This is a genomic window from Vallitalea sp., assembly GCF_025211055.1.
Classification (GTDB): domain Bacteria; phylum Bacillota; class Clostridia; order Lachnospirales; family Vallitaleaceae; genus Vallitalea.
On record NZ_JAOARO010000017.1, the window covers coordinates 1 to 2869 of the forward strand.

Consider the following 2869-nt stretch of genomic DNA (forward strand, 5'->3'; position numbering starts at 1 on the left):
ACTATCCGATATATATTATAATCCTACATCTATTTATATATGAACTATAAATCAGTGGTTAACTCATTATGTTAACTGCATTAATGATAAAAGGAATATTCTATTCCTACATTATATTTAGATTTATAGTTATGGATAGTTTTAGGGGGGACGGGCTTAACCTCTACGCATACGTACAGAATAATCCTATCATGTATGTAGACCCAACAGGACATTGTAGTGAGAAAAATGGACATAGCGTCAAATTTGTATCAGGAGACCTTGATAAATTGTCTTCACCACAGAAAAAAGCTATTGAGGGATTATTAAAACAATATGATGAATATAATTCACCACATTTGATAGATAGCCTACTTGGAACAGACAATCCTCAATCGCGTGCTGATAAACAAGATGCCATTTTAGATGCTATACAAAAAGTAATAGATTTATCAAATGATAAAGCATTTAAGACATATTTAAATATCCGTAATAGAATTGTTGAACCTATCCAAGGAACATTACAAGCTTGGGGTGGTTTTGGAGAAGCAACAACAGGTGCTTCTATTGCTGCAGGTGCTTCATGGACAGGAGTAGGTATTCCAATTGGTCTAGGAGGTTCATATCTTGTAGCTGATGGAGTTAGTAATATGACTGGTGGAGCTTCAAGAATTATAAATGGTATTAAGGGTTCTACAGCTGGTGATGAATGGAATTTCATGAAAGGTGCTTATAAAAAAATATTTCCTACACATGGTGAAACAATATATAATTTAACTCAAATTGGTATTGGTGTTTATACAATGCATAAAGGGCTTTCAGATTTGCCAGACGATGCTGTAAAAGTTTATGCACGATCCAAAAATATTAAGAAGGCACAAACACAGGGACTTTCTACAGAAACAATAGTTCTTGATTTGAAAAACAAGGTGATTATAACTACTCAAGAAGTTAATTCCAAAATAGCCACACCTATGATACTACAAAAAACTGTTATTGATAAGACAAAATTACAACAAGGGGCATCATTAATTATTGGTACAATGGTTGATGGTTACAATGTAAATTCTGCATTAGAATCACTTGACAATTAAATAAGCTTTTGGGAGGGATTTTAATTAAAGGAAAGTTAATTACAATAATAAAAGAAAGATGGAAATTCTATATTATTGGATATACTTTTGGATATGTATTTCCACTTTTATATGAAGGAATTCCAAATAATCTATACTTAATACCAATAAAAGTAACAGGCATCATTTTTGCTATATTAATTGGTACAGCATTATATTACGGTTCAATGCATATACCAGTATTTGAAAGTTATAGAAGAGCATTTAAATATGTAGTAGCAACAGTTATAATTATTATATTTACATATATTCTAACAATATTTCTAAGTAACTTTGGTATAGATATTACTCCTTTTATTGGCATAGATTTTCTAAAATAATTCTAGTAAAGTTCTATTTAAATTAAATGAATATAAAAGGTTGCCTTGACAATGATAATTGTGAAAGCAACCTTTTGCTTTAGCTCATGGTCTAATTTAGGATTAACGATAATTACTGTAGCAATAATTATAATGTTAATGGATATATTTGTTCAAATCCAATTAATCCAAGTTATACAGTACCCAATTTAAATTTTAACCCTAATATCCTTCATTACTACCAGTTACCCCATAAAGAAAGAAGTTATAAGCTGAATTACAAAAAGAAAAAATGTAATACTTTTAAAGCAGAAAAAAGCTACTTTGGTATATTATTCAAGTAACCTTTTTCTATGCTTAAAACCTATAAAGTCCATCCTAATTTGTCTCTTTCACCTTTACCCTTTAAGGAAAAAGAGATTATTACAAGAAAGGGGTTAGGAAGAATCTTATCCATTTTAAAATTTACTATCAATACAAAAGATGCATAATATTTATCATAGCAAACATAATCTATTAATTCAATAATAACTTATAACTTCATTAATCTTATAGATTATTATTGATATATTAAATAGGGTGATAAAAATGATTGATTATAAACTGATTGGTAAGAGAATAAAAGAAAGTAGAAAATCAATGAAGCTGACTCAAGAAAATATTTCAGAAATACTCAAAGTATCTCCAGAGTATATCAGCAGAATAGAGACAGGGGCAACAAAACTAAATCTTGAAATGCTTGTAAAAATAAGTAACATCTTAAATATTTCCCCTGCTTATTTATTAACTGGAACAAATACAAAATCAAATGATTACTTGACTCCTGAAATAAATGAATTACTTAAAAACTGTTCTCCATCAAAAATCAAAGCTGTATCTAAGATGATAAAGATTATTGTTGATTTATAAACGGAAAATAACTTAATAAAATAATCAATTCATCTAGGGTCAAATCCTACGAAGTTTGTTTTGGGTCTTTGCGGGGGAAAATCTTTTACTTGCCCTTTGGGCAAAAATGAAATGAGGACAGTTAAACTGTCCCATTATGTTCATTCCTGACTTCTTGAATTTAACTAGTAGCAAATACTATAATCATTAACCATAAATACCTTGGAGATCTTGTTCTAATTCTCTTATTGATTTAAAAATGAACTTGTCGAATTCATAGTTAATTTGATTGTCAGACCAAGTATCAACTTTGCGTTTGCATACAGCAGATAGACACAATATCTAATATATCTCCAAGTCTCAACAATGTTGCTATATATTGTGGATTCGCACTCATATTCCCTTTCACAATATTTCTCTTTAACTTTGATTTAAATTACAGGGGCGTGGTCTAACTCCACCGTCTTTAGACGGTATACGCTTTTAGCCTTATTATTATTGTAAAATGTCCATACTTTAGCTAGAGGTGATAAGTATGGAGAGTTATAACAGAAGTAGTCATGCTATATA

General features: G+C 29.7%; 3 protein-coding genes. All 3 read left to right on the plus strand.

The window, feature by feature from the left end; translation table 11 throughout:
* The first annotated feature begins 83 nt into the window (after positions 1-83).
* Positions 84-1073 (plus strand): RHS repeat-associated core domain-containing protein, encoded by a 990-nt coding sequence (locus tag N4A55_RS02200; protein WP_293753799.1) that lies wholly within the window; start codon positions 84-86, stop codon positions 1071-1073.
* Between the two features lie 8 nt (positions 1074-1081).
* Entirely contained in the window at positions 1082-1432 is a 351-nt protein-coding gene (locus N4A55_RS02205; RefSeq protein WP_293753796.1) for a hypothetical protein, read from the plus strand.
* A 567-nt stretch (positions 1433-1999) separates the two neighbouring features.
* A complete protein-coding gene (locus N4A55_RS02210) occupies positions 2000-2320 on the plus strand; it encodes a helix-turn-helix domain-containing protein (protein WP_293753797.1) in 321 nt (106 codons plus the stop codon).
* Positions 2321-2869 lie beyond the last annotated feature (549 nt).

Bases quoted from the DNA above. Each gene is read 5' to 3' on its own strand.
- N4A55_RS02200 (WP_293753799.1), top strand. From the start codon at position 84: ATGATAAAAGGAATATTCTATTCCTACATTATATTTAGATTTATAGTT.
- N4A55_RS02210 (WP_293753797.1), top strand. From the start codon at position 2,000: ATGATTGATTATAAACTGATTGGTAAGAGAATAAAAGAAAGTAGAAAA.